Below are 24,882 nucleotides of genomic sequence, written 5' to 3'. Positions count from 1 at the left end.
GCGGGAACCACTATACCCAACCTCGCTCCCGCGCGAGCCGCACCGCCGCGTGCCGGTTCTCCGCCCCGAGCTTGGAGACGGCCGAGGACAGGTAGTTCCGCACGGTCCCCTGGGAGAGCGCGGCCCGCTCGGCGATCTCCGCGACGGGCGCCCCGTCGGCGGCGAGTTCCAGCACTTCGGCCTCCCGCACGGTCAGCGGCGAGTCCCCGGCGGCGATCGCGTCGGCGGCCAACTCCGGGTCGACGTAACGGTTCCCGGCGTGCACGGTGCGGATGATCTCGGCGAGCCGCTGGGCGCTGACCGTTTTCGGCACGAACCCCCGCACCCCCGCCTCCAGCGCCCGCTTCAAGTGCCCGGGCCTCCCGTGGCTGGTGACGATCAGGACCTTGCAGCCGGGCAGCTCGGTGCGCAGGGATGTGGCGACCTTCACACCGTCGGCCCCGGGCATCTGCAGGTCCAGCACCGCCACGTCGGGCCGGTGCGCCCGGGCCATCGCCAGGGCCTCGGGCCCGGTGGCCGCCTCGGCGACGACCATGAGGTCCTCCTCCAGCGACAGCAGTGTGGCGAGCGCGCCCCTGATCAGGTGCTCGTCGTCGGCGAGCAGCAGCCGCACGGTCGTCCCCCCGTCCTTCATCGTGTGATGTCACCCACGCCCGCGCGGGCGTGGGCCGTCCCGGCCGGTGCGGCGGGCGCGGGCAGGGGGATCCGTGCGGTCAGCCGGAAGTGTCCCTTGTCCACGGGCCCGGCCTCCAGCGTCCCGTCGATGCCGGCCAGCCTCTCCCGCAGCCCGGCCAGTCCGGAACCAGCCGGTCCGGAACCAGCCGGTCCGGAACCAGCCGGGCCGGAGGAGCCCTGCCCGGCCGCGGCCACCCCGTCGTTCTCCACCGACAGCACCACACGCCCCTCCGCCGTCGACAGCCGTACCCGGCACCAGCTCGCGTCCCCGTGCCGCAGGACGTTCGTCGCGGCCTCCCGGACGACCCAGCCCAGGGCGGACTGCACCCCGGCCGGCAGCCCCGCCGGGACCGGGCCGGTGACCGTGCAGTCGATGCCGGCCGCCGTGAGCACGCCCTGCGCCCCGGCCAGTTCCGACCCCAGGTCGGCCTCGCGGTAGCCGCGCACGACCTCCCGCACCTCCCGCTGCGACTCGTGCGCGAGCCGTTGCACCTCGACCATCTGCGCCACCGCCTCGGGCCGCCCGCGCTGGGCGAGCTGCACGGCCAGTTCGCTCTTGAGCGCGATGACGGCGAGGTTGCGCCCCATCACGTCGTGCAGGTCCCGCCCGAACCGCAGCCGCTCCTCGGCGACGGCGAGCCGGGTCCGGGTCTCGCGGGCCTCGTCGAGTTCGTACACGGCGTCGAGCAGCCAGACCGAGAACACGGCCGTGAAGGCGATGAACATGCCGCCGGCCAGCACGATCAGCGCCGTGAACAGGGCCGTGAGCGCGGAGGCGCCGATGGCGAAGGTGACGATCCAGGTGCCGGCGGCGAAGGCGGCCGCGATCCCGAAGGCGCGCCGCCGGTCGCGGACGCCGAGCGCGATGATGCCGGGGCCGAAGATCAGGATGACGCCGAAGACGCCGCCCGCGGCGGTGTCGAAGCCCTCGCCCTCCGGTCCGTGCTCGGCCAGGGCGATCGCGGCGGCGGCGATCACGGCGGTCACGGCGGCGAGCGCCCACAGCAGCCCGACGGGCTGCGGCCGGCGGCCACGCGTCCAGTCCACCGCCGCCGAGACGGTCACGAAGCAGAGGGTGGCGTGCACGCCCACCACCAGCATGACGGCGGTGCCGAGCCGCGGACCCAGCGGGGCGACGGAGGTCAGCCCGACGGAGAAGAACTCCATCACCGCGAAGAAGTGGAACGACCACCGGGTGTACGTCTCGACCTTCTCCGGCGTGGTCTTCCGCCGCCACCACCTGCCCGGCCCGCGCATCAGTCAGCCCTTCCCGGTTCGCCTAGCGCCGCGGTTCCCAGCGGAACCTCCGGCGTACAGCAAACACGGCGACGGCGGTCCAGGCCACCGCGACCGCGACGGCGCCCAGCGCCTCCGAGCCGGTCAGGTCGCCGGTCCAGCCCCCGCGCACCAGGGTGACGACGGGCGTCAGCGGCAGCAGTTCGCAGACGGAGGCCACCTCGTCCGGCAGCAGTTGCAGCGGGACGAACATCCCCGAGCCGACCATCGAGACCATCATCAGCGGCATGGGCGTCACCTGGGCGCTCTCGCCGGTCCGGGTGAAACTCGCGGTGGCCGCGGCCAGGGCGGCACACAGCACCAGCCCCAGCAGCAGGCCCAGGACGGCCAGATGGGGCGCGGAGGGCGCGGCCACGTCCAGCAGCACGGTGCACGCCGCCGCCAGCAGCAGGCTCTGCGCGAGCCCGGTGAGCACGGCCGGCAGGGCCGCTCCGGCCAGGATCTCGCCGTCCCGCAGCTCACCGGTGCGCAGCCGCTTGAGGACGAGTTCCTCGCGCCGCACGACGAACGTGCCGACGAGGACGGAGTAGACGGCGAACAGCAGGGAGAAGCCGATCGCGGCGGGCAGCACGAACGTGCCCGTGTCGAGCCCGGCCTCGGCGAGGTCCATCTCCTTGGCCGCCTGCGAGGCGCTGACCGGCAGCACGAGCGGCACGAACAGCGCGGCGACGAGGGCGCCCCGGGTCCGGCCGAGCAGGGTCAGCTCGGCGCGGGCGAGGGCCGTCATCCGGCTGAGCGGGGTCGTCACCGCCGTCGCGGGGCGGGGGGTGGTGCCGGTGGCGCTCATGCCGCGTACTCCTTCGTCGTCGTGCCCGCGGTGTGGTCCGCGGAGGCCTGCCGGGCGATGCCGAGGAACGCCTCCTCCAGGGAGGCCGAGCGCACGTCCAGGCGGCGCAGTTCGACCCGGGCCCGCGCGGCCCAGGTCAGCAGTCCGGTGGCCGTGCGCTGGAGTTCGTGGGTGCGCAGCCGGACCGTCCGGCCGTCGGTCTCGTGGCCGCTCACGCCCAGCTCGGCCAGTGGCGGCAGGTCGCCGACGAAGTAGCCGTCGGGCAGTTCGAAGGAGATCCGCGAAGGCTCCGCCGCGGTCACCTCGGCGGGGGTGCCGGTGGTGGCGATGCGTCCCTCGTGCATGATCGCCAGCCGGTCGGCGAGGTTCTCGGCCTCCTCGAGGTAGTGCGTGGTCAGCAGCACGGTCGTGCCGCCGTCGCGCAGGGCGGCGACCAACTCCCAGGTGTCGCGGCGGCCTTCGGCGTCCAGGCCGGTGGTCGGCTCGTCCAGGAAGAGCACCTCGGGGTCGCCCAGGAGCGCGAGCGCCAGGTCCAGCCGGCGCCGCTGGCCGCCGGACAGCTGCTTGACGCGGGTTCCCGCCCTGGCTTCCAGCCCGACCAGCGCCAGCACCTCGGCCGGCGGCCGGGCGCCGCTCACGCATCCCGCCCACATCCGCGCGGTCTCGGCGACGGTCAGCTCGGACGGGAAGCCGCCCTCCTGGAGCATCACGCCGGTGCGCGGGCGTACGGCGGCCCGTTCGGTGTACGGGTCGTGGCCGAGGACCCGGATGCGGCCCGAGGCCGGCGCCGCGAGTCCCTCCAGCAGCTCGACGGTGGACGTCTTGCCCGCGCCGTTGGTGCCCAGCAGCGCGAAGATCTCGCCGCGCCGGACGGAGAAGCCGATCCCGCGGACCGCCTCGAACCCGCCCCCGTACACACGCCGCAGGTCGGTGACCTCGATCACGTGCTCGTGTCCGTTGGTTTCCATGCCTTCAGCGTTCCGCCCGTACGGGGCCGTGAGCAGTGCGCGCTGTCATCACTCGGCATGACAAATGTCAGAGCGGTGCAGGGGAACACGAAAAGACCCCGGTCCAGAAGGACCGGGGTCTCATTCCCGAGCGGACGACGAGGCTCGAACTCGCGACCTCAACCTTGGCAAGGTTGCGCTCTACCAACTGAGCTACGTCCGCATGTGCTCCCGACCGGCTTTCACCGATCGGTGCGGGCACCAGCCTACCTGATCCACAACAGTGGCCGGTACGGCGGTGCAGAGCGGGTGACAGGAATCGCACACTGCGCCTTCCCCCTGGAAGGGGGATGTTCTACTACTGAACTACACCCGCATGTCTCCGTGAGCTGGGCCTTTGCGGCCTTGCCCCTCGGCGTGCTCCAGACTCTAGCTGATCAGCAGGGGTGCTGCGCAAGTCGGTTGCCGCGAGGGGCCGGTGAGCGGCCGTCGGCCCGGCCCGGACGGGCCGTCACTGGGCGGCGGTGAACGCCTCGTAGACCTTCTTGGGGATGCGTCCGCGCGCGGGGACCTCCATCTTGTGGGCCTGTGCCCACGCGCGCACGGCCGAGGGGTCCGGTGCGACCTCCGTCTGCCGGTACGCCCTGCCCGAGCGGGAGCGCGTGCGGCCGGCCTCGACGTAAGGCGCGAGCGCCTTGCGCAGTTCGCCGGCGTGGACCTCGCTCAGGTCGATCTCGTACGACGTTCCGTCCAGACCGAAGGCGATCGTTTCCGCCGCTTCTGAGCCGTCGATGTCGTCGAAGAGGGTGACCACGACCTTCTGCGCCACGAATATCGGTCCCTTCTTGCGGCACTTTGCCAATTCATTTGTACAGTGCCCGGCAATACTTGGTGAAGCCCGACTAAATCCCTTCTGCGTGTCCGTACGCAATGGGTTTCGGGTGTCGATCCGGAATCTTTCCCGAAAATTTCGCGTGCGCGGGCGCCGATGCCGGATCGTGATGGCTGTCACGTAGATTCCTACAAGTCAACGCGCGTAGAAATTTTGTGCGGGTAGTCTGAAGGAACCTGCTCAGCACTACACACCGGGAGTGCCAGTGGCACGCGTCGTAGTCGACGTCATGCTCAAGCCGGAGATCCTCGACCCCCAGGGCCAGGCGGTCCAGCGCGCACTGCCGCGGCTGGGTTTCGAAGGGATCTCGGACGTCCGCCAGGGAAAGCGTTTCGAACTGGAAGTTGACGGGCCGGTCGACGAGGCCGCCCTCGCCCGCATTCACGATCTTGCGGAGTCCTTCCTCGCGAACACCGTGATCGAGGACTTCACCGTCCGGGTCGAGGAAGCCGCGGAGGCCGTGAAGTGACCGCTCGTATCGGCGTCGTCACTTTTCCGGGGAGTCTGGACGACCGGGACACACAGCGCGCGATCCGCCTGGCGGGGGCCGAACCGGTCGCCCTGTGGCACAAGGACAAGGACCTCAAGCAGGTCGACGCCGTGGTGCTGTGCGGCGGCTTCTCCTACGGCGACTACCTGCGGGCCGGGGCCATCGCCCGCTTCTCGCCGGTGATGGACCCGCTGCTGGAGCAGGCGAAGGCCGGCCTGCCGGTCCTCGGCATCTGCAACGGCTTCCAGATCCTCACCGAGGCGCACCTGCTGCCCGGCACGATGCTGCGCAACGACCACCTGCACTTCATCTGCCGCGACCAGAAGCTGCGCGTGGAGAACGCCGGGACCGCCTGGACCACCGACTACACGGCCGGCCAGGAGATCCACATCCCGCTGAAGAACAACGACGGGCAGTACGTCGCCGACCCGTACACGCTCGACAAGCTGGAGGCCGAGGGCCGGGTCGCCTTCCGGTACCTCGACTTCAACCCGAACGGCTCGCAGCGGGACATCGCCGGTGTCACCAACGAGGCCGGCAACGTGGTCGGTCTGATGCCGCACCCGGAGCACGCCGTGGAGCCGCTCATCGGCACCGGCCGCACCGACGGCCTCCCCTTCTTCACCTCGATCCTCAAGAAGCTGGTCAACGCATGAGCCGGACGCCTCTGGACACGGTCGAGCACGCGGCCGCGACCCCCGACGTCGAGCTGCCCTGGGCCGAACTCGGCCTGAAGAAGGACGAGTACGAGCGCGTGGTCGAGATCCTCGGCCGCCGGCCCACCGGGGCCGAGCTCGCCATGTACTCGGTCATGTGGTCCGAGCACTGCTCGTACAAGTCCTCCAAGGTGCATCTGCGCCAGTTCGGCGAGAAGGCGCCCGAGAACGACGCCATGCTCGTCGGCATCGGCGAGAACGCCGGTGTGGTGGACGTCGGCCAGGGCTACGCGGTCACCTTCAAGGTCGAGTCGCACAACCACCCGTCGTACGTCGAGCCCTACCAGGGCGCGGCCACCGGTGTCGGCGGCATCGTGCGCGACATCATCGCGATGGGCGCCCGCCCGGTCGCCGTCGTGGACCCGCTGCGCTTCGGCGCCGCCGACCACCCCGACACCAAGCGCGTCCTGCCCGGCGTCGTCGCGGGCATCGGCGGCTACGGCAACTGCCTGGGCCTGCCGAACATCGGCGGCGAGGTCGTCTTCGACGCCTGCTACCAGGGCAACCCGCTGGTCAACGCCGGTGCCATCGGCGTCATGCGGCACGAGGACATCCACCTCGCGAAGGCCTCCGGCGCCGGCAACAAGGTCATCCTGTACGGGGCCCGCACCGGCGGCGACGGCATCGGCGGCGCGTCGATCCTCGCCTCCGAGACCTTCGACGACGCCAAGCCCTCCAAGCGCCCCGCCGTCCAGGTCGGCGACCCCTTCCAGGAGAAGCTCCTCATCGAGTGCACCCTGGAGGCGTTCGCCGAGAAGCTGGTCGTCGGCATCCAGGACCTCGGCGCGGCCGGACTGTCCTGCGCCACCTCCGAGCTCGCCTCGAACGGCTCCGGCGGCATGCGCGTCACCCTGGACGACGTCCCGCTGCGCGACTCCACGCTCTCGCCCGAGGAGATCCTCATGAGCGAGTCGCAGGAGCGCATGTGCGCGGTCGTCGAGCCGGAGAAGGTCGACCGCTTCCTGGAGATCTGCGCGAAGTGGGACGTCATCGCCACCGTCATCGGTGAGGTGACCGACGGCGACCGCCTGGAGATCTACTGGCACGGCGGCAAGATCGTCGACGTGGACCCGCGCACGGTCGCGCACGAGGGCCCGGTCTACGAGCGCCCCTACGCCCGTCCCGACTGGCAGGACGCCCTCCAGGCCGACGACGCGAACAAGCTGCCGCGCCCGCAGACCTCGGAGGAGCTGAAGGACCAGGTCCTGAAGCTGGTCTCCTCCCCGAACCAGGCCTCCAAGTCCTGGATCACCAGCCAGTACGACCACTTCGTGCAGGGCAACACCGTCCTCGCCCAGCCCGAGGACTCCGGCATGATCCGGATCGACGAGGAGACCGGCCTCGGCGTGGCCCTCGCCACGGACGGCAACGGCCGGTACGCCAAGCTCGACCCGTACCACGGCGCCCAACTGGCCCTGGCGGAGGCGTACCGCAACGTCGCCACCACCGGCGCCAAGCCGCTCGCCGTGTCCGACTGCCTGAACTTCGGCTCGCCCGAGGACCCGGCGGTCATGTGGCAGTTCGCGGAAGCCGTGCGCGGTCTGGCGGACGCCTGCCAGCAGCTCGGCACGCCGGTCACGGGCGGCAACGTCTCCCTCTACAACCAGACGGGCGAGGCCGCCATCCACCCGACGCCGGTCGTCGCCGTGCTCGGCGTGATCGACGACGTGGCCCGCCGCACGCCGGTCGCCTTCCAGGAGGAGGGCCAGCTGCTCTACCTCCTCGGCGACACGCGTGAGGAGTTCGGCGGCTCGGCCTGGTCCCAGGTCGTGCACGACCACCTCGGCGGGCTGCCCCCGAAGGTCGACCTGGAGCGCGAGCGCCTGCTGGCGGAGATCCTGATCTCCGCCTCCCGCGACGGCATGATCGACTCCGCGCACGACCTGTCCGACGGCGGTCTGATCCAGGCGGTCGTCGAATCGGCCCTGCTGGGCGACAAGGGCGCCCGCCTGATCGTCCCGGACGGCCTGGACGCGTTCACGTTCCTGTTCTCCGAGTCGGCGGGCCGCGCGGTCGTGGCCGTGCCGCGCTCGGAGGAGGTCCGCTTCAACGACATGTGCGGCGCACGCGGCCTGCCGGCCACCCGCATCGGCGTCGTCGACGGCGACACGGTCGACGTGCAGGGCGAGTTCACCCTCACCCTGGCCGAGCTCCGCGAGGCGCACGAGACGACCATCCCGGCCCTGCTGGCGTGAGTCACCCCCCGAAGCCCCCGCCCGGACACCCGGGCGGGGGCTTCGGCACGACCCCGGCCGCGGCCGTCCTAGGCTGAGCCCCATGCCTCCGGCCAAGAAGCGCACCCGCAGCCACGACCCCGCCCGGATCCGCGCAGCCGTGCTCGGCCAGTTCGACAACGTGCGGCAGGCGGTCCGGAGCCTCACCCCGGAGCAGCTGGCGCTGCCGACCCGGCTCGGCGGCTGGAGCGTGCGGGAGCTGGCGGCCCACGTGACCATGGCCGTGGACACGGTCAGCCGCAACCTCGACCGCGAGCCGCCGGCCCGGGCGGAGCTCGGTCTGCTCGACTGGCCCGCCGCCACCGCCCACCGGGCCGCCGACATCGACGACGCCACCCGGCAGCTCGCCGCGGCCCACCCGGACCTCGACGCGCTGTACGCCGCGTCCGCGGAGCGCCTGGCGCGGAAGCTCGCGGACGCCCCCGGCAGCCGCGTCCTCGCCACCCGCACGGGTGCCATGACCCTCGACGACTACCTGGTCACCCGCACGGTCGAACTCGTCGTCCACACCGACGACCTCAACGCCGCCGTCCCCGGCCTCGGCATCCCCGTGGAGCGCCAGGCCCTGGCGGCCTGCACGCGCCTGCTGGCCGACGCGCTGGCCGCGAAGGCCCCGGGCGGCTCGACGGAGGTGCGGGTGCCCCCCTTCGCGGTGGTGCAGTGCGTGGCGGGCCCGCGGCACACCCGGGGCACCCCGCCCAACGTCGTCGAGACGGACCCCCTGACCTGGATCCGGCTCGCGACCGGGCGGCTGGACTGGGTCGAGGCGCTGAAGGAAGCGCAGGTCAGCGCCAGCGGCGAGCGCGCCGACCTGGCCCCGCACCTGCCCCTCCTGGGGTGACGCCCCGGCCCGCCCGGGACGCACGCGCCGTCACAAGGGGAACCGATCCCCCCGGGTGGCCCGTCGAAGTGACATGGACAAGCAGAAGCAGCGCATGACCCTGACGGCCGCCGCCATGCTCGTCCCGCTCCTGGCGGCGTGCGGCAGCGAGCAGGCGGACGGCGGCAGCGGCTCGGCCGGTGCCGGGCGGCAGCAGGTCACCGGCGTGCGGTGGAGCGTGGACAGCGTCACCGCCGCCGGCCGGACCCACCAGGCCCCCACCGGCGCCCACGTGACCTTCGCCGAGGGCCGCGCCGAAGGCAGCTTCGGCTGCAACGACTTCCGTGCGAAGGCCGAGGTCGACGGCGACCGCATCCGGCTGGGCAGGACCATGGCCACCCAGATGGCCTGCGCGGACAAGCCCATGGCCTTCGAGGCGACGCTGGCCCGCACCCTGTCCGGCCGGGAACTGAAGGCCGCGACCGACAGCGGCCACCTCACCCTCACCACCGACGAGGGCGCCACCGTCCGGCTGAGCAAGGCGAAGGACACCCCCCTGGCCGGCACCCGCTGGACGGTCACGACCCCGGACCTCGACGGCCGCGCCCACCTCACCTTCGACGACGAGAAGGGCACCGTCTCCGGCAGCCTCGGCTGCAACAAGGTCAACGCGAAGGCCACCGTCCGCGACGGCCATATCACCCTGGGCCGTCCGGCCACCACCCGAATGATGTGCGAAGACTCACTCATGACCGGCGAGAAGACCCTGCTGCGACTTTTCGAGACGCGGCTCAGGTACACGGTCGATCAGCAAACCCTCACGCTGACCAGCGAGAACGGCACGACGGTCCGGGCCGGCGCCGCGCGGTGACCCACGGAGAAGTCCGGTTTCCCCAATTCGGACCAACGGTCGACCTCGCCTACACTCGGTGGCGTGCCACGTGGTGACGGACGACTCAACCACGACCTGCTCCCCGGCGAGAAGGGCCCCCAGGACGCTTGCGGCGTCTTCGGTGTCTGGGCTCCGGGCGAAGAGGTCGCCAAGCTCACGTACTTCGGGCTCTACGCCCTCCAGCATCGAGGCCAGGAATCCGCGGGAATCGCGGTCAGCAACGGCTCACAGATCCTCGTCTTCAAGGACATGGGCCTGGTCTCGCAAGTCTTCGACGAGACCTCCCTCGGTTCGCTCCAGGGTCACATCGCGGTCGGACACGCCCGCTACTCGACCACCGGTGCCTCCGTCTGGGAGAACGCCCAGCCGACGTTCCGTGCCACCGGGCACGGCTCCATCGCGCTCGGCCACAACGGCAACCTCGTCAACACCGCCCAGCTCGCCGAGATGGTCGCCGACCTGCCCAAGCAGGAGGGCGGCCGCGCCCCGCGCGTCGCGGCGACCAACGACACCGACCTGCTCACCGCGCTCCTCGCGGCCCAGACGGACGAGGACGGCAAGCCGCTGACCATCGAGGAGGCCGCGCACAGCGTCCTCCCGCAGGTCCGGGGCGCCTTCTCCCTCGTCTTCATGGACGAGCACACCCTGTACGCGGCCCGCGACCCGCAGGGCATCCGCCCGTTGGTGCTCGGCCGCCTGGAGCGCGGCTGGGTCGTCGCCTCTGAGTCCGCGGCCCTCGACATCTGCGGCGCCAGCTACGTCCGCGAGATCGAGCCGGGCGAGTTCGTCGCCATCGACGAGAACGGCCTGCGCACCTCTCGATTCGCGGAAGCGAAGCCCAAGGGCTGCGTCTTCGAGTACGTCTACCTCGCCCGCCCGGACACCGACATCGCCGGCCGGAACGTGTACCTCTCCCGCGTGGAGATGGGCCGCAAGCTGGCGAAGGAGGCCCCGGTCGAGGCGGACCTGGTCATAGCGACCCCGGAATCGGGCACGCCCGCCGCCATCGGCTACGCGGAGGCCTCCGGCATCCCGTTCGGCGCGGGCCTGGTGAAGAACGCCTACGTGGGCCGGACCTTCATCCAGCCCTCGCAGACGATCCGCCAGCTGGGCATCCGCCTGAAGCTGAACCCGCTGAAGGAAGTCATCAAGGGCAAGCGCCTGGTGGTCGTGGACGACTCGATCGTGCGCGGCAACACCCAGCGGGCCCTGGTGCGCATGCTCCGTGAGGCGGGCGCCGCCGAGGTCCACATCCGGATCTCCTCGCCGCCCGTGAAGTGGCCCTGCTTCTTCGGCATCGACTTCGCCACCCGCGCCGAGCTCATCGCCAACGGCATGACGATCGACGAGATCGGCACCTCGCTCGGGGCCGACTCCCTGGCCTACATCTCCATCGACGGCATGATCGAGGCGACCACCATCGCCAAGCCGAACCTGTGCCGTGCCTGCTTCGACGGCGAGTACCCGATGGAGCTCCCCGACCCGGAGCTGCTCGGCAAGCAGCTGCTGGAGACGGAGCTGGCCGCCGGCCCGGCCGCCACGGCCGCAGCCGACGCGATCCGCCGCCCGTAGACGGCCCGTAACACCCGCCGTACGACACGAAGGTTCTCCCAGCCATGTCCGAGAAACCCCTTGCCGAAGGCGGCGCCAGCTACGCAGCCGCGGGCGTCGACATCGAAGCCGGCGACCACGCCGTCGAGCTCATGAAGGAGTGGGTGAAGAAGGCGCAGCGCCCCGAGGTCCTCGGCGGCCTCGGCGGTTTCGCCGGCCTCTTCGACGCCTCCGCCCTGAAGAACTACGAGCGCCCCCTGCTCGCCTCCGCCACGGACGGTGTCGGCACGAAGGTCGACATCGCCCGGCAGCTGGGCATCTACGACACCATCGGCCACGACCTGGTCGCGATGGTCATGGACGACATCGTGGTGTGCGGCGCCGAGCCGCTGTTCATGACCGACTACATCTGCGTCGGCAAGGTCCACCCCGAGCGCGTCGCCGCGATCGTCAAGGGCATCGCCGAGGGCTGCGTGCTGGCCGGGTGCGCCCTGGTCGGCGGCGAGACGGCCGAGCACCCGGGCCTGCTGGGCGAGGACGACTTCGACGTCGCCGGCGCCGGCACGGGCGTCGTGGAGGCCGACCGGCTGCTGGGCGCGGATCGCATCCGTACGGGTGACGCGGTGATCGCCATGGCGTCCTCCGGGCTTCACTCCAACGGGTACTCCCTCGTCCGCCACGTCCTGCTGAACCAGGCCGGCCTCGCGCTGGACGCGCACATCGAGGAGCTCGGCCGCACCCTCGGCGAGGAGCTGCTGGAGCCGACGAAGATCTACTCGCTGGACTGCCTGGCCCTGATGCGCACCACCGAGGTGCACGCCTTCAGCCACGTCACCGGCGGTGGGCTCGCGGCCAACCTGGCCCGCGTGATCCCCGACGGGCTGCACGCGATCGTCGACCGCTCCACCTGGGCGCCGGCCCCGATCTTCGACCTCGTCGGCCGGACGGGCCGAGTCGAGCGCCTGGAGCTGGAGAAGACGCTGAACATGGGCGTGGGCATGATCGCGATCGTGCCCCAGGAGTCCGTGGACGTGGCCCTGGCGACCCTGGCCGACCGTGGCGTGGACGCCTGGGTGGCCGGAGAGATCACGGAACGGGGCGAGCACCCCACGGGTGCCGCCCTGATCGGTGACTACGCGAGCTGAGGCACGGGGCCCTCACCCGCACGCAGCACAGAACCCGGTCGGTGACCGACGGTCACCGACCGGGTGAGTGCTCAGTGCAAGGTCAAGCGCCGCGACGATGCTGCGAGGACTGGCCGTCCCCGTCTTCGTCGTCGTCCTCGTAGAGGTCGGCGTACCGTGCGTACAGGTCGTCGTCATCATCGTCTTCGAACGGCTCGCCGTTAGGCGGCTGCGGATTCGAAGGCGATGCACCCAGCTCCTCGGCCAGGCGTGAGAGATCAGTCCCGCCGCTGTTGTACTTCAGCTGGCGGGCGACCTTCGTCTGCTTGGCCTTGGCCCGGCCGCGCCCCATGGCTCGACCCCCTCAACGACGGGGCTCGACGGCCCCAGAGTCTTGACACGCGTTCATGGTCCGGCACGGACTCTCCACAGAGAGACCGGTCCGTAGGGCTTCCACGGTACCTGAGCCCGCGCCCATACGGTACGTCGCCCGCATGACGTGCCCGCGCCCAGGACCTTCGAGGCGCCCCGTCCTCGCTGGTCAACCGCGATTTTAACCACTTATCGGCGGTCGACCCGCCGGGAGAAGTGAGAGTTCTCTCTAACTGCCCTCCGGCGGGTACCGGTCAAACGTACGAGACCCCGGGGCCGGACCGGGCGGGTCAGCCCGCCCGGCGTGCCGCGGCCGCGTCCTGCATGCGCTGCTCGGCGATCCGGTCGGCCGCGGCGGCCGGCGGAATGCCGTCCTCCTTCGCACGTGCGAATATGGCCAGCGTGGTGTCGAAGATCTTCGACGCCTTCGCCTTGCACCGGTCGAAGTCGAAGCCGTGCAGCTCGTCGGCGACCTGGATGACGCCGCCCGCGTTGACCACGTAGTCCGGCGCGTAGAGGATCCCGCGGTCGGCGAGGTCCTTCTCCACACCCGGGTGGGCGAGCTGGTTGTTGGCCGCGCCGCAGACCACCGTGGCGGTGAGCGCGGGCACCGTGTCGTCGTTCAGGGCCCCGCCGAGCGCGCAGGGGGCGTAGATGTCCAGGCCCTCGGCGCGGATCAGGGTGGCGGTGTCGGCCACGGCCGTGACGCCCGTCGGGTGGGCGGCGAGGATGCGGCCCACGGCCTCCTCGCGCACGTCCGTGATGACGACCTCGGCGCCCTCGGCCCGCAGGTGCTCCACCAGGTGGTGGCCGACCTTGCCGACGCCCGCGATGCCGACCTTGCGGCCCCGCAGCGAGGGGTCGCCCCACAGGTGCTGCGCGGAGGCGCGCATGCCCTGGTAGACGCCGTAGGCGGTCAGGACGGAGGAGTCGCCCGCGCCGCCGTTCTCCGGCGAGCGGCCCGTCGTCCAGCGGCACTCGCGCGCCACGACGTCCATGTCGGCCACGTAGGTGCCGACGTCGCAGGCGGTGACGTACCGGCCGCCGAGCGAGGCGACGAACCGGCCGTAGGCGAGGAGCAGCTCCTCGGTCTTGATCTTCTCCGGGTCACCGATGATCACGGCCTTGCCGCCGCCGTGGTCGAGACCGGCCATGGCGTTCTTGTACGACATCCCCCGGGCGAGGTTCAGCGCGTCGGCGACGGCCTCGGCCTCGTTCGCGTAGGGGTAGAAGCGCGTACCGCCGAGCGCGGGGCCCAGGGCGGTGGAGTGCAGGGCGATGACGGCCTTGAGGCCGCTCGCGCGGTCCTGGCAGAGCACGACTTGCTCATGTCCTCCCTGGTCCGAGTGGAACAGGGTGTGCAGGACATCAGCAGGTGCGCCGGTTACGTCGGTCACTGTGGTGACTCCTGAGTAAGTTGCGGCGGGTGGAGGCGCCCCCGTACGGGTGGCGGGGACTGTTGAGCACGAGATTAGAGCCTGGCGGCCCCGCCGGCGGCACCATGCTCAGGATCACCTCCGAGCGGAGTATGCCCGTGCGACGATTTGCATGGATTCACCGTGCGGCCGCGCGAGGGCCCGGCAGGTTTTCGCGGCGGCGCGCGGGGGAGGGAGCAGGCGTGCCCAAGGTGACCTCGGTGATCGTCCCGTACGCGACCTATCTGCGCGTGTACGAGCCGCTGGCCGCCTTCCCCGAGCCCGAGCGCAGCCACTGGGCGCGGTACGCCCGCCGTGACGACCGCCCCTCCTACCAGGACGAACTCCGTCGCGCGCTGGCCGACCTGGCCCCCACCCCGCCGGTTCCCGTGCCGGTGCACGAGAGCGAGGACGCCTTCGTGCTCGACGTCGACGGGGTGGTCTGCGTGTGCCCCTGGCGCACCCGGCTGCGCGGCTGGCAGGCCCTGGACGATCTCTCCGGCGAGCTGCCGCCCCCGGTCCTGGACGCGGTCCTGCCGCCCCTCCTGCGCGATCAGGCGGCCCAGGACTACGAGCGCTGGCTGACCGACCACCCGGACGCCCGGCCGTGGATCCGCACGGCGACCTGGCAGGTGCCGATCAACTGGTTCGTCCTGGTCTCGGACGAGGAGCGGGAGTACGTCCGGGGCGCCGCCGAGGACAGCCCGCCCGTCCTGCGCTACCGCACCCCGATGGTCCAGGCCCGGCGGCGCGTGGCCCGGGGGCTGCGCGCCCTGCGCGAGGCGATGGACGAGGGGCCGCTGATCGACGGCCTGGTGGACGTCGGGCGGTGGCTGGAGGAGTTCCACCCGCGTTCGCTGGTGGAACTGGACTACGGCGGCCTGGTGCACGCCCTGCCGGCCGGGACGCTGGAGGAGGACCACTCGGCGGCGGACGTCGCCGAGGGCATCGCCGCGCTGCGCCGGGGCGACGGCACGGCCGCCGGGGAGGCCTACGCCCGGCTCGTGGAGCGGTGGCGTTCCGTACGGGATCTCCGGTCCGCCAACTGACCCCTGACCTCGCCGTCGGCACGTACCGCTCGCGGTTGGTCACGAACTGACGTTTGACGAACCGCCCGATTTGGGGTTTCGTCCTCGCACCGACTTCCTGAAGCGGGCCGAGCGTCTCCTGAGGCTTCGTCAACAAGGGACGTAGGACCCGATCCGGGCAGACCTCGCAAGTAGGCCAAGCGTGACGGACTGCACGTACGAGGCCCTTGCGCCGCTTGCCCCTCCTCATGCCAAAATAGGACAAGGAGTCCGGGGAGGGCTCCTCCGTCCTGTAGTGCTGCACTATGGGTGGAATCTCAGCATTGCACGCTTTGGGGGGTCTGGTGCCTTCCTGATCACCGCGTGACTGATCGTCACAGCGGTGTGACTGTCCGCTATGGCATGGTCCATCGGCTTCCGTCGGTGATGAACGCCTGGGGGGGCAATTCCATCGGTTTGGCCGACGCGGCTGGACAGATGGTGTAGTTGTAGTGCCGAGGACAAGCCGTTCGTCCTATAACCGACTCGACTCGCGTCCGCCATTTCGGGCAACGCGGGTCAAGGTGCAGAATTTAGAGGAAAGAACCGAGAAGGTTCGGTTCTCCCGAGGAGGCCGCTCATGACCGCTCGCACCCCTGATGCCGAGCCGCTGCTGACCCCGGCTGAGGTCGCCACCATGTTCCGCGTCGACCCCAAGACGGTCACGCGGTGGGCGAAGGCCGGCAAGCTCACGTCGATCCGCACGCTCGGCGGGCATCGGCGCTACCGCGAGGCCGAGGTCCGCGCTCTGCTCGCGGGCATCCCGCAGCAGCGCAGCGAGGCCTGAACAACTGAATACCGGTCGAATCGGTCCGTCCCCCAACTGACCGTGACGTCCGGGTCCACAGCTCCAAGCGACGCGGGGTGCTGCCCCAACAGCCCCCACGCCCAAGCCAGTCAGAGCAGCACTACAGGCATATGACAGGGTGCGTCGTCGATCGCGCTGGACTCCGCCGGGTCCAGCGCGATCTTTTTTGTGCCCTCGTGCCGGTCCGCCGGCCTGCCGGTGAGCGGCCTTGTCGGAGTCTGGGGGACGGGCGGGGTGCGGGTGCCGGATCCCCTCCGGGCGGGAGCCTCGGGGAGAGTGCAATTGCACATATTAAATTGACCTGTTGTAGGAGGGGCGTAAGTACCGCGCTTCTCCCGGAACATGCGGTGACTCCCGTCACATACCGCACGGCTTGTTGGCCTGCCGCCCGGTGCGGTAAAGGAACGCGCGGTGCCAGCGGCCGCCGCACGCACGGGTGTTGGGCGGCCCGAGGGGTCAGGCGGGCGCGGGACTCTCGTCCTCCCGGGCCGGCGGAGGCTCGGGGGCGGTGGTCCCCGGAGCGGACTCCATCGCCAGCCGCAGCAGGCGATGGCAGATCGGGCAGTGCCGGGTGAGATGCCGGTACGACGACGCGGCCGCCAGGTGCGCGCGAAGCAGCGCCCGCGTCTCGTGCCTGGCCGATGCCGCCATACGCCACCTCCGGGGAGCCGTACGGGAACGGCCCCTGGTTCCGGGGTACCGGCCGATTGAGGGAGCGTCAAGACGGCGCGAGGGGCCGGGGAGGCGCCCTCGGCGACTGGGGCACGCCCGTGGCGCAAGGGGCGGAGCCGGCCGGGGGCCCGTGGGTGACGGAGTGTCGCCCGCACGACGAGAGGCCCGGATCCGAAGATCCGGGCCTCTCTCACTGCGGTCCTGACGGGATTTGAACCCGCGGCCTCCACCTTGACAGGGTGGCGAGCACTCCAAACTGCTCCACAGGACCAGGTTTCGCTGCGCTATTCGTGCGTTGCGCTGCGAGAAGAGACTGTACAGGAGGGTGAGCCGCGGGTCGAACTCACCCTCCGTGTGCGGGTCGTCACGGAGCCGCGGCGTCGATCGCCTTCACGATCCGCTTGTCGGAGACGGGGTACGCCGTGCCCAGCGCGTGGGCGAAGTAGCTGACCCTGAGCTCCTCGAGCATCCAGCGGATGTCCAGGACCGCCGGCGGGACCGGCCGGCCCTGCGGCATCTGCTCCAGGAGCCAGGCGTACTCGTCCTGCATCTCGTGGACCTTCTCCATGCGCGTGGTGTCACGCTGGACGTTCGTCGGCATCTGCTGCAGACGCCGGTCGGCGGCCACCAGATAGCGCATCAGGTCCGGCAGCCGGCGCAGGCCGGCCTCCGTCACGAATCCGGGCTGCACGAGCGCGTCCAGCTGCTTCCGCACGTCCTGGAGGTTCGGCAGCAGCGCGGGGCTGCGCACGGCCTTCAGGCGGCGTTCGCAGGCCTGCCAGGCGGCGAGGACCTGCTGCACCTGACCCACCGTGCGGACCGTCGTGTCGACGATCTCGGCGCGCACCTTGTCGTACAGCTTGCGGTAGGACTCCTCGTCCCAGGCCGGTCCGCCGAGGTCGCCGATGAGCTTGTCGGCGGCCGCCATGGCGCAGTCGTCGAACAGGGCCTGGATGGAGCCGTGCGGGTTGGCCGACAGGGCCAGCTTCTGCGCGTTCGTCAGCTTCTCGGAGGCGAACTTCGCCGGGTTGACGGGGATGTTGCGCAGGATCAGCCGGCGGGTGCCCTTCCACATGGCCTCCGCCTGCTCCGCCTCGGTGTCGAAGAGGCGTACGGAGACCGTGTCGCCGTCGTCGACCAGCGCCGGGTAGGCCTTCACCGGCTGGCCGGCCCGGCGCGTCTCGAAGACGCGCGTGAGCGTGCCGATCGTCCAGTCGGTGAGGCCCGCGCGCTCCAGGGACGGGCCGCCCTGCCGCTCGGCCGTGGCCGCCGCGGCCTGCGAGAGGGCCTTGCGGGCCTTGGGCCTCAGCCGGAGCTTCAACGCCTCCAGGTCCTTGTCCTCGGCCAGCTTGCGGCGCCGCTCGTCGACGATCCGGAACGTGATCCGCAGATGGTCGGGGACCTTGGCCCAGTCGAAGTCGTCCGGCTCGAAGGGGACACCGACCATGAGCCGCAGCTCGCGGGCCATGGTCGTGGTCAGCGGCTCCTGGAGGGGCACCGCCCTGTCCAGGAACGCCTTCGCGTAGTTCGGCGCGGGCACGTAGTTGCGGCGGACGGGCTTGGGCAGGGAGCGGATCAGCTCGGTGACCAGCTCCTCGCGCAGGCCCGGGATCTGCCAGTCGAAGCCCTCGTCCGTCACCTGGTTGAGCACCTGCAACGGGACGTGGACCGTCACGCCGTCGGCGTCGGCACCGGGTTCGAACTGGTACGTCACACGGAACTTGAGGTTGCCCTGGCGCCACGAGTCGGGGTAGTCGGCCTTGGTGACCTCGCCCGCCTTCTCGTTGATGAGCATCTCGCGCTCGAAGTCGAGGAAGTCGGGCTGCTCGTGGCGCTTGTGCTTCCACCAGGAGTCGAAGTGCGCGCCGGAGACGACGTGTTCGGGGACGCGCCGGTCGTAGAAGTCGAAGAGCGTCTCGTCATCGACGAGGATGTCGCGGCGCCGGGCGCGGTGCTCCAGCTCCTCGACCTCGGTGAGCAGGCGGCGGTTGTCGGAGAAGAACTTGTGGTGGGTGCGCCAGTCGCCCTCGACGAGCGCGTTGCGGATGAACAGCTCACGGCTGATCTCCGGGTCGATCCGCCCGTAGTTGACCTTCCGCTGCGCCACGATCGGCACGCCGTACAGCGTGACCTTCTCGTACGCCATCACGGCCGCCTGGTCCTTCTCCCAGTGCGGCTCGCTGTAGGTGCGCTTGACGAGGTGCTGGGCGAGGGGCTCGACCCACTCCGGCTCGATCTTCGCGTTGACCCGGGCCCAGAGGCGGGACGTCTCGACGAGTTCGGCGGACATCACGAAGCGCGGGGGCTTCCTGAACAGCGCCGAGCCCGGGAAGATCGCGAACTTGGCGTTGCGGGCGCCCAGGTACTCGTTCTTCCCCGTGCTCCTCCCGCCCTCCCCGCCGGTCTCCTTCACGTCCTTCATGCCGACGTGGGACAGCAGGCCCGCGAGGAGGGAGACGTGGATGCGGTCGGCCGGGGCGTCGTCGTCGTTGAGGTGGATGCCCATCTGCTTGGCGACCGTGCGCAACTGGGTGTAGATGTCCTGCCATTCACGGATGCGAAGGAAGTTGAGGTACTCCTGCTTGCACATCCGGCGGAAGGAGGACGAACCACGCTCCTTCTGCTGCTCGCGCAGGTAGCGCCAGAGGTTGAGGTACGCCAGGAAGTCGCTGGTCTCGTCCTTGAAGCGGGCGTGCTGCTGATCGGCCTGGGCCTGCTTGTCGGCGGGGCGTTCCCGCGGGTCCTGGATGGACAGGGCGGCGGCTATGACCATGACCTCGCGGACGCAGCCGTTCCTGTCGGCCTCCAGGACCATCCGGGCCAGCCGGGGGTCGACGGGCAGCTGGGCGAGCTTGCGGCCGGTGTCGGTGAGCCGCTTGCGGGGGTCCTTCTGCGCCGGGTCCAGGGCACCCAGCTCTTGCAGGAGCTGCACGCCGTCGCGGATGTTGCGGTGGTCCGGCGGGTCGATGAAGGGGAACTTCTCGATGTCGCCGAGGCCGGCCGCGGTCATCTGCAGGATGACGGAGGCCAGGTTCGTCCGGAGGATCTCCGCGTCGGTGAACTCCGGCCGGGCGTCGAAGTCGTCCTCGCTGTACAGCCGGATGCAGATGCCGTCGGACGTACGGCCGCAACGGCCCTTGCGCTGGTTGGCGCTGGCCTGCGAGACCGGCTCGATCGGCAGGCGCTGCACCTTCGTGCGGTGGCTGTAGCGCGAGATGCGGGCGAAGCCGGGGTCGATGACGTACTTGATGCCCGGGACGGTCAGGGAGGTCTCGGCGACGTTCGTGGCCAGCACGATCCTGCGGCCCGTGTGCGGCTGGAAGACGCGGTGCTGCTCCGCGTGCGAGAGCCGGGCGTAGAGCGGCAGGATCTCCGTGAAGCGGTAGTTCTTCTTGGTCAGGGCGTCGGCGGTGTCGCGGATCTCGCGTTCCCCGGAGAGGAACACCAGGATGTCGCCCTGGCCCTCCTTCTGCAGTTCCTCGACGGCGTCGGTGATCGCGGTGATCTGGTCGCGGTCGGCGTCGTCGCCGTCCTCCTCCAGGAGCGGGCGGTAGCGCACCTCGACGGGGTACGTGCGGCCGCTGACCTCGATGATCGGGGCGTCGCCGAAGTGCCGCGAGAAGCGCTCCGGGTCGATCGTCGCCGAGGTGATGACGACCTTGAGGTCGGGGCGCTTGGGCAGCAGCTGGGCGAGGTAGCCGAGCAGGAAGTCGATGTTGAGGGACCGCTCGTGGGCCTCGTCGATGATGATCGTGTCGTAGGCGCGCAGCTCGCGGTCGGTCTGGATCTCGGCGAGCAGGATGCCGTCCGTCATCAGCTTGACGCAGGTGGCCTCGGGGTCGACCTGGTCGGTGAAGCGCACCTTCCAGCCGACGGTCTCGCCGAGGGGCGTGTTCAGCTCCTCCGCGACGCGCTCGGCGACGGTGCGGGCGGCGATCCTGCGCGGCTGGGTGTGGCCGATCATGCCGCGCACGCCCCGGCCGAGCTCCATGCAGATCTTGGGGATCTGCGTCGTCTTGCCGGAGCCGGTCTCGCCGGCGACGATCACGACCTGGTGGTCGCGGATCGCGGCCGCGATGTCGTCCTTCTTCTGGCTGACCGGCAGCTGCTCGGGATACGTGATCTCGGGCACGCGGGCGCGCCGGGCGGCGAGCCGCTCCTCGCCCTTGGCGATCTCCGCCTCGATCTCGGCGAGAACGGCGGCCCGGGCCTCCGGCTTACGGATCTTGCGCGCGCCTTCGAGCCGCCGCCCGAGCCGGTGCGCGTCGCGCAGGGACAGCTCGGTGAGGCGGGGGGCGAGGGCGCCGAGGGCGGGGGCGGGGTGCGTAGACATACGCGATCCAGGATCTCATCCCGGCGATTTTCATGGCGAACGCTTTTGCCCCGCCGCCGGCCCCGGCCGCCCCGGCCGCCCGGAACCTCCCCCGGCGGGCCCGACCGTAGGCTGGGTGCGGCTGGCGCGGGCCGAGGGGGACGCCCGGGGCATCCGCTCTAGTCGAGGAAGCCGAGTGCGCTGTCCGGGCGGCACTGGGGGCAGGGCTTGATGCCGTCGGCCAGGGCCCGGCGGGCCTCGTCCCGCTCCAGGCCCCGGGACCGCTTCCCGGCGTTCCAGCAGTCGCCGACGTGCACGCACACCGGGTCGTGGCCGGACAGTCCCTGTTCGAGCAGCCACTGTGGCGCCGGCGGCCGGGCTTCGATTCCCTGGCGCCGCTCGGCCTCCCTGGTCTCCTCCACCGCGATCCACCGGTCGATCTGCGCCAGGGCCGCCTTGGCCTGCCGGACCACCACACGGCGCGCGAAGCGCAGCAGCTCGAGCCGGGACGGCGGTTCCTCGTTCACATGTTCGATTCTAGGGTCGGGTGGCTCGCCCGTCACCCCGCCCCCGCGTACGGGGAGCCCCGAGGTCGGGGTGTCCCGCGTGACGGCGGGCCGGACCGTAACGGGCTTCACAGGAAATCCACCATGTGGGGCATCGTGGTCACAGGCGCCGCTGTGCGACCGTGGAGGAACAGCGAGACCGACCGGCACGCTCAGGTGCCGGTCTTTCGGGACGCCGGGCGTTGCCCCCACCACGGGCACTCGGCCCCGCCATCGTCGCGACGCCTCTCCAGGGAGTGTGCCGCCTTTGGGCTCACCCACCCCCGGAAGGGGGCGTGCCCGCATGAACGTCACCACCGCCGTCAACGGCACCTCCGCACGCATCCACGCACGCGGAGAGATCGACTTCCACACCCTCACCCCCCTGCGCGCCGCCGTCGCCGCGCTGCCGCCGCAGGTGACCGACCTCCAGTGGGACCTGACCGACACCGCCTTCATGGACGTGGCCGGCCTCCACCTGCTCTTCAACCCGGCCATCGGCGACCCGGCGCTCCGCGTCACCGTGACCGGGCTGGGCCGGCAGCCGATGTGGCTGCTGCGCCTCGCCGCCGAGACGAACCCGGTGGTCTTCGACCTCTCCCGCCTGCTGCCCGGCAGCCCTCCGGCTTGCACTGCGGCCGCGTGACCGGTGCAGCCCGGTCGGCGGCGGCGACCGGGCCCGGCCCCGGGCGCCATCCGTCGCCTGAGCGTCGGCGCACCGAGTGGCGTGGACGACACGAAAGAGCCCCTCTCCGGAATCCCGGAGAGGGGCTCAAGCCCTGATAGGGCGGTTGTGGCTGGGGCCGGGGTCGAACCGGCGACCTTCCGCTTTTCAGGCGGACGCTCGTACCAACTGAGCTACCCAGCCACGAGGTTTCACGTGAAACCTCAGCGGTCCTGACGGGATTTGAACCCGCGGCCTCCACCTTGACAGGGTGGCGAGCACTCCAAACTGCTCCACAGGACCAAGCTTTCGTACGACAGTGTCGCACAGGGTGGTGCGTGCCCCCAACGGGATTCGAACCCGTGCTACCGCCTTGAAAGGGCGGCGTCCTAGGCCGCTAGACGATGAGGGCTATCGGCCCGCCTGGGCGCTTCTCAGCGCGTCGGGGACGTGAGAAGCATATGGGATGGCGGGAGCTATCGCCAAAACGGTTTACGGGCGTGGGGTCGCGGACGGGGAGGAGCCGCCCGTTCCCGTGCCTGCTCCCTCCGATCCGGAAGGGCTGGGAGACGATCCGGAGGGGCTGGGAGACGGGTTCGCGCCCGGCTGGTTCTCCTCCGGCAGGTGGCGGCTCACCTCGGCGGTGGTGAGGCCGAGCCCGCCCAGTTCGATCTCGTCCCAGGCCTGGAGATGGCGGGTCTCCCGGTCGAAGTAGAGGATCGACGCCTCGATGGGGTCGGGGTGCTTGCCCTCGATGGCGCGCAGACCGCTGCCGCCCGTGGAGCCCTCGATGCGCAGCCGGGTCCCGTACGCCAGGACCTTCATCTCGTCGTGGTGCAGGTGCCCGGCCAGGACCAGGGGGACCTCGCCGTCGACCTCGCGAGCGGCGGAGGGCTCGTGGGCCACGGCGATGTCCACCGGGGTTCCCGCGGCGCGCTGGTCGCGCAGGGCCGTGGCCAGGCGGGCACCGGCCAGCTCCTGCGACTGCTCGGCACCGGTGCGGCGCGCGCGGTCCGGGGTGAACTGCGGGTCGCCCATGCCGGCGAAGCGCAGGCCCTCGATGGTCTCGGCCCGGCCCCCGTCCAGGACGTGGACGTTCTTCAGGTCCTCCAGATACTCCTGGGTGATCATCGAGTCGTGGTTGCCGCGCACCCAGACGTAGGGCGCGCCGAGGTCCTCGACCGGGTCGAGGAAGCCGTTCTCGGCGGCCGTGCCGTGGTCCATCGTGTCGCCCGAGTCGACGATCACGTCCACCTTGTACTGCTCCACCAGCGAGGCGATGATCTTCCAGCTCGCCGGGTTCAGATGGATGTCGGAGACGTGCAGGACCCGGATCGTGGAGGGGTCGGGGGCGTAGGCGGGGAGGGTGGAGGTGGCGTCGTAGAGCCGGGTGACGTTGGTGACCAGGCGGGCCAACTCCTTCTGGTAGACGTCGAATTCCATGACGATGCTGCGCGCGTTGCCGACCAGGGAGGGTGCCGAGGTGAGCAGGCCGGAGAACCGGGGCTCCAGCACGGAGTCGGGGCGCCAGGTGGCGTAGGCCGTGCCGCCCGAGGCGGCGAGCAGGGTGAGGGCGAGGCCGCCGGCGGCCAGGGCGCGCCGGGGCCGGCGGTAGACGGCGAGGCCGAGCGCGGTGGCTCCGGTGACGACGGCGACCCCGGACCGCACGGCCAGGTCGAGGGTGCCGCGGCCGACGTCCTCGGTGACCTCGTCCTGGAGACCGGAGAGGCGCTCGGGATGGTCGACCAGGGCCCGGGAGCGGTCCGGGTCGAGCTGGTCGACGTTCACGTCCAGGCGGAACGGCGCGATGTGGCTGTCCAGCTGAAGGGCGCCCAGCGGCGAGATGTTGATCTTCGTGCCGCCCGTGAAGGAGGGCCGCAGCGTCATGGTGGTGTCCATGGGGCCGACCGGGACCCGGACGTTGCCCACGACCAGCAGGCCGAGCCAGGCGCCGGCGAGTACCACCGTCACCAGCCCCAGGGCCCGGGTCCAGGGGTGCGGCTGCGGTACGAGGGCGATCGTGGCGGGTGCCTGGCGGGATCGGTAGCGGCGGGCCAGGGCGTGCGGGACGGTGCGGACGGGCTTCAGGACACGCAGGACTGCGGCGGGGACGCGGGCCATTGATCCCGTATGCCCACGTCGGCAGCCGGGTATGCGGCGCCGGAAGGCTCTCGCGGACCGGGGTCGTGGCCGACAATGGGCCTGTGCTGGAGATGACGCGCGAGGAGTTCGAGGAGCTGGTCGCCGAGGCGCTCGACCGGATCCCGCCGGAGCTGACCCGACTGATGGACAACGTCGCGGTGTTCGTCGAGGACGAGCCGCCCGCGGACGACCCGGAGCTGCTCGGGCTCTACGAGGGGACTCCGCTGACCGACCGCGGCGAGTGGTACGCCGGTGTGCTGCCGGACCGGATCACGATCTACCGCAACCCCACCCTGCGGATGTGCGCATCGCGCGAGGACGTGGTCGCCGAGACGGAGGTCACCGTGGTGCACGAGATCGCGCACCACTTCGGCATCGACGACGAGCGCCTTCACGCCCTGGGCTACGGCTGAGCGGGTTGTGAATACGGGGCGCGTGTCCTCTTGTGGGCGGCGGGAGTT

22 protein-coding genes and 6 tRNA genes are annotated in these 24,882 nt (G+C 71.0%); 11 read left to right on the top strand and 17 right to left on the bottom strand.

The window, feature by feature from the left end; all coding sequences use genetic code 11:
- Positions 1-10: 10 nt before the first annotated feature.
- The 7 genes from ACZ6ZN_RS20340 to ACZ6ZN_RS20310 form a co-directional block, all read right to left on the bottom strand.
- Positions 11-634 (bottom strand): response regulator, encoded by a 624-nt coding sequence (locus tag ACZ6ZN_RS20340; protein WP_369197561.1) that lies wholly within the window; start codon positions 632-634, stop codon positions 11-13.
- Complete coding sequence (locus ACZ6ZN_RS20335) at positions 631-1,932, bottom strand: sensor histidine kinase (RefSeq protein WP_469648145.1); 1,302 nt, start codon at positions 1,930-1,932, stop codon at positions 631-633. Before ACZ6ZN_RS20335 ends, ACZ6ZN_RS20340 begins: the two co-directional genes overlap by 4 nt.
- Before the next feature lie 22 nt (positions 1,933-1,954).
- Positions 1,955-2,758: an ABC transporter permease gene (locus ACZ6ZN_RS20330; protein WP_469648143.1), complete on the bottom strand. Its 804-nt coding sequence runs from the start codon at positions 2,756-2,758 to the stop codon at positions 1,955-1,957.
- A complete protein-coding gene (locus ACZ6ZN_RS20325; protein WP_469648141.1) occupies positions 2,755-3,726 on the bottom strand; it encodes an ABC transporter ATP-binding protein in 972 nt (323 codons plus the stop codon). The genes ACZ6ZN_RS20330 and ACZ6ZN_RS20325 overlap by 4 nt, the downstream gene beginning before the upstream one ends.
- Positions 3,727-3,855: 129 nt before the next feature.
- A tRNA-Gly gene (locus ACZ6ZN_RS20320) sits at positions 3,856-3,928 on the bottom strand.
- A gap of 81 nt (positions 3,929-4,009) precedes the next feature.
- A tRNA-Gly gene (locus tag ACZ6ZN_RS20315) sits at positions 4,010-4,081 on the bottom strand.
- Between the two features lie 135 nt (positions 4,082-4,216).
- Entirely contained in the window at positions 4,217-4,534 is a 318-nt protein-coding gene (locus ACZ6ZN_RS20310) for a histone-like nucleoid-structuring protein Lsr2 (RefSeq protein WP_467740281.1), read from the bottom strand.
- Between the two features lie 268 nt (positions 4,535-4,802).
- On the opposite strand from ACZ6ZN_RS20310, the gene purS reads away from it, so the two are divergent.
- The 7 genes from purS to purM all read left to right on the top strand — a co-directional run bounded on the left by purS (position 4,803) and on the right by purM (position 12,445).
- Complete coding sequence (purS, locus tag ACZ6ZN_RS20305; protein ID WP_309063126.1) at positions 4,803-5,066, top strand: phosphoribosylformylglycinamidine synthase subunit PurS; 264 nt, start codon at positions 4,803-4,805, stop codon at positions 5,064-5,066.
- The gene (gene purQ / locus ACZ6ZN_RS20300) at positions 5,063-5,743 is read left to right on the top strand and encodes a phosphoribosylformylglycinamidine synthase subunit PurQ (RefSeq protein ID WP_398109297.1); all 681 of its coding nucleotides are present in this window, start codon (positions 5,063-5,065) and stop codon (positions 5,741-5,743) included. Before purS ends, purQ begins: the two co-directional genes overlap by 4 nt.
- Entirely contained in the window at positions 5,740-7,998 is a 2,259-nt protein-coding gene (gene purL, locus ACZ6ZN_RS20295; RefSeq protein ID WP_469648138.1) for a phosphoribosylformylglycinamidine synthase subunit PurL, read from the top strand. Before purQ ends, purL begins: the two co-directional genes overlap by 4 nt.
- An 82-nt stretch (positions 7,999-8,080) precedes the next feature.
- Positions 8,081-8,878, top strand: coding sequence for a maleylpyruvate isomerase family mycothiol-dependent enzyme (locus ACZ6ZN_RS20290; protein WP_469648135.1), 798 nt, complete (start codon positions 8,081-8,083; stop codon positions 8,876-8,878).
- A gap of 73 nt (positions 8,879-8,951) precedes the next feature.
- Entirely contained in the window at positions 8,952-9,728 is a 777-nt protein-coding gene (locus tag ACZ6ZN_RS20285) for an META domain-containing protein (protein ID WP_469648133.1), read from the top strand.
- A 63-nt stretch (positions 9,729-9,791) separates the two neighbouring features.
- Positions 9,792-11,321: an amidophosphoribosyltransferase gene (purF, locus tag ACZ6ZN_RS20280; protein WP_398109301.1), complete on the top strand. Its 1,530-nt coding sequence runs from the start codon at positions 9,792-9,794 to the stop codon at positions 11,319-11,321.
- A gap of 44 nt (positions 11,322-11,365) precedes the next feature.
- Positions 11,366-12,445, top strand: coding sequence for a phosphoribosylformylglycinamidine cyclo-ligase (gene purM / locus ACZ6ZN_RS20275; RefSeq protein WP_469648131.1), 1,080 nt, complete (start codon positions 11,366-11,368; stop codon positions 12,443-12,445).
- Positions 12,446-12,527: 82 nt separating this feature from the next.
- On the opposite strand, the gene ACZ6ZN_RS20270 is transcribed toward purM, so the two are convergent.
- Both ACZ6ZN_RS20270 and ACZ6ZN_RS20265 read right to left on the bottom strand, forming a co-directional pair.
- Entirely contained in the window at positions 12,528-12,776 is a 249-nt protein-coding gene (locus tag ACZ6ZN_RS20270) for a DUF3073 domain-containing protein (protein WP_398109303.1), read from the bottom strand.
- A gap of 310 nt (positions 12,777-13,086) precedes the next feature.
- Positions 13,087-14,193: a Leu/Phe/Val dehydrogenase gene (locus tag ACZ6ZN_RS20265; RefSeq protein ID WP_469648128.1), complete on the bottom strand. Its 1,107-nt coding sequence runs from the start codon at positions 14,191-14,193 to the stop codon at positions 13,087-13,089.
- Positions 14,194-14,414: 221 nt separating this feature from the next.
- Here ACZ6ZN_RS20265 and ACZ6ZN_RS20260 point away from each other — a divergent pair, with 221 nt between their 5' ends.
- Together ACZ6ZN_RS20260 and bldC are read left to right on the top strand one after the other, a co-directional pair.
- On the top strand, positions 14,415-15,260 hold the full coding sequence (locus tag ACZ6ZN_RS20260; RefSeq protein ID WP_398109305.1) for a DUF8083 family protein: 846 nt from the start codon (positions 14,415-14,417) through the stop codon (positions 15,258-15,260).
- A 598-nt stretch (positions 15,261-15,858) separates the two neighbouring features.
- Positions 15,859-16,065 (top strand): developmental transcriptional regulator BldC, encoded by a 207-nt coding sequence (gene bldC, locus ACZ6ZN_RS20255; RefSeq protein ID WP_003949541.1) that lies wholly within the window; start codon positions 15,859-15,861, stop codon positions 16,063-16,065.
- 477 nt (positions 16,066-16,542) lie between these two features.
- Here bldC and ACZ6ZN_RS20250 read toward each other — a convergent pair whose 3' ends face one another.
- From ACZ6ZN_RS20250 to ACZ6ZN_RS20235, 4 genes are all read right to left on the bottom strand, one after another.
- On the bottom strand, positions 16,543-16,737 hold the full coding sequence (locus ACZ6ZN_RS20250) for a DUF6274 family protein (protein ID WP_451876053.1): 195 nt from the start codon (positions 16,735-16,737) through the stop codon (positions 16,543-16,545).
- Between the two features lie 217 nt (positions 16,738-16,954).
- Positions 16,955-17,029, bottom strand: a tRNA-Asp gene (locus ACZ6ZN_RS20245).
- A 93-nt stretch (positions 17,030-17,122) separates the two neighbouring features.
- A complete protein-coding gene (hrpA, locus tag ACZ6ZN_RS20240; RefSeq protein WP_469648125.1) occupies positions 17,123-21,091 on the bottom strand; it encodes an ATP-dependent RNA helicase HrpA in 3,969 nt (1,322 codons plus the stop codon).
- A 158-nt stretch (positions 21,092-21,249) separates the two neighbouring features.
- Positions 21,250-21,597, bottom strand: coding sequence for a DUF6233 domain-containing protein (locus tag ACZ6ZN_RS20235; protein ID WP_469648122.1), 348 nt, complete (start codon positions 21,595-21,597; stop codon positions 21,250-21,252).
- Between the two features lie 322 nt (positions 21,598-21,919).
- Here ACZ6ZN_RS20235 and ACZ6ZN_RS20230 point away from each other — a divergent pair, with 322 nt between their 5' ends.
- On the top strand, positions 21,920-22,261 hold the full coding sequence (locus tag ACZ6ZN_RS20230; RefSeq protein ID WP_469648120.1) for an STAS domain-containing protein: 342 nt from the start codon (positions 21,920-21,922) through the stop codon (positions 22,259-22,261).
- Positions 22,262-22,409: 148 nt separating this feature from the next.
- Here ACZ6ZN_RS20230 and ACZ6ZN_RS20225 read toward each other — a convergent pair.
- The 4 genes from ACZ6ZN_RS20225 to ACZ6ZN_RS20210 form a co-directional block, all read right to left on the bottom strand.
- Positions 22,410-22,483, bottom strand: a tRNA-Phe gene (locus ACZ6ZN_RS20225).
- A gap of 24 nt (positions 22,484-22,507) precedes the next feature.
- Positions 22,508-22,582 (bottom strand) — tRNA-Asp (locus ACZ6ZN_RS20220).
- A 36-nt stretch (positions 22,583-22,618) separates the two neighbouring features.
- Positions 22,619-22,691: transfer RNA gene (locus ACZ6ZN_RS20215), tRNA-Glu, on the bottom strand.
- Positions 22,692-22,771: 80 nt separating this feature from the next.
- Entirely contained in the window at positions 22,772-24,400 is a 1,629-nt protein-coding gene (locus tag ACZ6ZN_RS20210) for a metallophosphoesterase family protein (RefSeq protein WP_469648117.1), read from the bottom strand.
- An 83-nt stretch (positions 24,401-24,483) separates the two neighbouring features.
- Here ACZ6ZN_RS20210 and ACZ6ZN_RS20205 point away from each other — a divergent pair, with 83 nt between their 5' ends.
- Entirely contained in the window at positions 24,484-24,834 is a 351-nt protein-coding gene (locus ACZ6ZN_RS20205; RefSeq protein ID WP_398109312.1) for a metallopeptidase family protein, read from the top strand.
- The last annotated feature ends 48 nt before the right edge of the window (positions 24,835-24,882 follow it).

The organism is Streptomyces sp. NPDC053665 (genome assembly GCF_055585285.1).
This window is presented reverse-complemented; position numbering and strand designations above follow the sequence as displayed.